2 protein-coding genes and 1 pseudogene are annotated in these 2862 nt (G+C 69.5%); all 3 read left to right on the forward strand.

Features of this window, described 5'->3' with window-relative positions; translation table 11 throughout:
- Positions 1 to 753: pseudogene (locus QZV81_RS04350) on the forward strand (ATP/GTP-binding protein); the annotation flags it as partial.
- A complete protein-coding gene (locus tag QZV81_RS04355; RefSeq protein WP_292833067.1) occupies positions 750 to 2561 on the forward strand; it encodes a type IV secretory system conjugative DNA transfer family protein in 1812 nt (603 codons plus the stop codon). The pseudogene QZV81_RS04350 and the gene QZV81_RS04355, both read left to right, overlap by 4 nt.
- A partial coding sequence (locus QZV81_RS04360; RefSeq protein WP_292833070.1) for a DUF4913 domain-containing protein occupies positions 2558 to 2862 on the forward strand: 305 nt, incomplete at its 3' end. The genes QZV81_RS04355 and QZV81_RS04360, both read left to right, overlap by 4 nt.

A 2862-nucleotide genomic window follows, 5' to 3' on the forward strand; every position in this document is an offset into this window, starting at 1 on the left:
ACCGACGTGCCGATGATGCGCGACCGCCCGGTCGTGTACGACGTGTCCTCGATCGATGATTCCGACACCGACATGCAGGCCGCGATCTTGCTGGCCTGCTGGTCGGCCGGGTTCGGCACGGTGAACGTCGCGAATGCGCTGGCCGATGCCGGCCTGGAGCCCCGCCGGCACTATTTCGTCATCCTCGACGAGCTGTGGCGGGCCTTGCGTGCCGGCCGCGGCATGGTCGATCGGGTGGATGCCCTAACCCGCCTGAACCGTCAGCGCGGCGTGGGCCTGGCGATGATTTCGCACACGATGAGCGATCTGCTGGCCCTGCCCAGCGACGAGGACCGGATGAAGGCGCGCGGCTTCGTCGAACGCGCCGGCATGGTCGTGTGCGGCGGGCTCCCCGGCGCGGAGATGCACATGCTGACCAGTGCTGTGCCGCTCTCTCGCGCCGAGCAGGAACTTCTCACGTCCTGGCAGGACCCCGGCACCTGGGACTCGGGACCGGGCTCCGAACCGCCGGGCCGTGGGAAGTTCCTCATCAAGGTCGGTGGCCACCCGGGCATCCCGATCAAGGTCGAGCTGGTCGAGGCCGAGCGCGCGATCAACGACACCAACAAGCTCTGGCATGCCACCACGGCGTTCCCCGACCCGGACGAGTCGAACCCGATGATCGGCCTCGACGACGCGGAGCACGCCGCGCACGAGTTCGCCGTCGAAGTCGACGGCGCGGCCCCCGTCGAACCGGAGGAGGGCGCAGCGTGAGTGCCACGAACAAGCGTGGGCAGGGCATCGACGGGTCGACGATCGCCCTGCTGATCGCGGTCGTCTCCGCGTTCGTGATCCTCGGCAGCGTGTGGGGGGCCGTCGCGTTCGGCTCGCAGCTCGACGGGGTGAACGAGGGCAGCACGTCTGACCCGTTCGAGGTGTTCTTCGGCGTCATCCGCGGCACGGTCACCTGGCCGGCATCCGCCACATGGATCCTCGTGGGGATCCTCGTCGTCATCACGGTCTTGGCCGTGCTGGTGGGCGTCTCGATCGCGCGAGCTCGCCGGCGTCGCAGCGCGGTCGACTCTGCCGCGATGCACATGGGCAAGGGCAAGCAGCTGCGCTCACTGTCGGCCACAGGCGCCCGCCAGACCGCGCAACGGCTCGGAGTGCAGAACTGGGTCGGTGTGCTCGTCGGGATCACCGTGGCGGGCCGCCAGCGCATCTACGCCTCCCCGGAGGACATGCTGACGCTCATCGCAGGCCCTCGGGTTGGCAAGTCCACCGCCTATGTCATCCCGGCGATCGCGGATGCGCCGGGTGCGGTCCTCACCACGTCGAACAAGCGCGACGTGCTCGACGCGACGCGTGAGCTGCGCGCGTCGAAGGGCCGCGTGTGGGCGTTCGATCCTCAGAGCATCGCTCTGGAGTCGCCCACCTGGTGGTGGAATCCGCTGAGCTATGTCACGGACGACGTGAAGGCCGCGAAGCTGGCCGCTCATTTCGCGTCCGGCTCTCGCGCCGGCGACAGCCGTGGCGATGCCTACTTCGACAACGCCGGGCAGGATCTTCTCGCCGGGTTCCTGCTGGCAGCCGCGCTCGAGAACCTGCCGATCACCACGGCGTTCACCTGGACGACCACACCGGGCGATGACGAGCCGGTGCGCATCCTCCGCCGGCACGGGTACGACCAAATGGCCGACGCCGTGTCGGGGCAGGTCAACGGCGAGTCCCGTCGACGTGACAGCGTGTACGGCACGGCCGCGCAAATGGCGTCGTGCTTGAAGGTCCGCGCGATCGCGCAGTGGGTCACCCCTCAGGGCGACGCATACGATCCGCGCCCCCAATTCGACCCCCACGCCTTCGTGCGCAGCACGGACACCCTCTACAGCCTGTCCAAGGAGGGTCGCGGCACCGCCGGCCCGCTGGTCACCGCGCTTACCGCGGCGACGGTGGAGGCCGCGGAAGAGTACGCGACCACGCAGCCGGGCGGGCGTCTCCAGACGCCGATGCTCGGCGTCCTCGACGAGGCCGCGAACGTGTGCCGGTGGCACGACCTCCCCGACCTCTACAGCCATTACGGCTCCCGCGGCATCGTGCTCATGACCATCCTGCAGTCCTGGTCCCAGGGCGTCCAGGTATGGGGCCGCGACGGGATGCGGAAGCTGTGGAGCGCCTCGAACGTCGCCGTCTACGGCGGCGGCGTGAAGGAACCGGAGTTCCTGAACGAGCTGTCACAGATGATCGGTGACTACGACCGCCGCACGACGTCGACGAGCGTCGGCCGCGGCTCCCGCTCGACCTCGCACGGCATCCAGCGTGAGCGGACCCTGGACATTGCCGACCTCGGCGCGTTGCCCCGCGGCCGCGCGGTCGTGTTCGCGTCGGGAGCGCCGGCGACGCTCGTGGAGACGGTTCCGTGGATGAACGGCCCGCACGCGGCCGCGCTGCGCGCCTCGATCGCTGCGCACGATCCGTCTCACAGTACCGGGGCACCGGTTGCGCCGATTCCGGCGCCCGCGCCGGCCCCGAATGTGTCTGATGAGTGGATCAACGACGCACCGCGGACGGAGCCGGGCGCGTGAGTGACGTGCTTGACGATTTCCGGGAGGATGACGACCCGGGCGACGTCGACGAGGCTCCCGACCTCGTGTATGGCTCCGTCGACGAGTTCGTGCGCGAGTACCTGCGACACATGTACACCCGGCCTGTCGGCGGCGGCAACGCCCGCTACCGGTGGGCGGCGGAGTGGTGGAAGTCCCCCGAAGCGGTGGCCCGCATCGAGGGGCTGTGGCGCGCGTGGGAGCACTTGCGCCAGGACCCGGCGACCGGATCGAGCACCTGGTGGGCAGAGCACGCCGACCACCACATGACGATCCTCCTCAG

Source organism: Microbacterium sp. (genome assembly GCF_011620665.1).
Classification (GTDB): Bacteria; Actinomycetota; Actinomycetes; order Actinomycetales; family Microbacteriaceae; genus Microbacterium.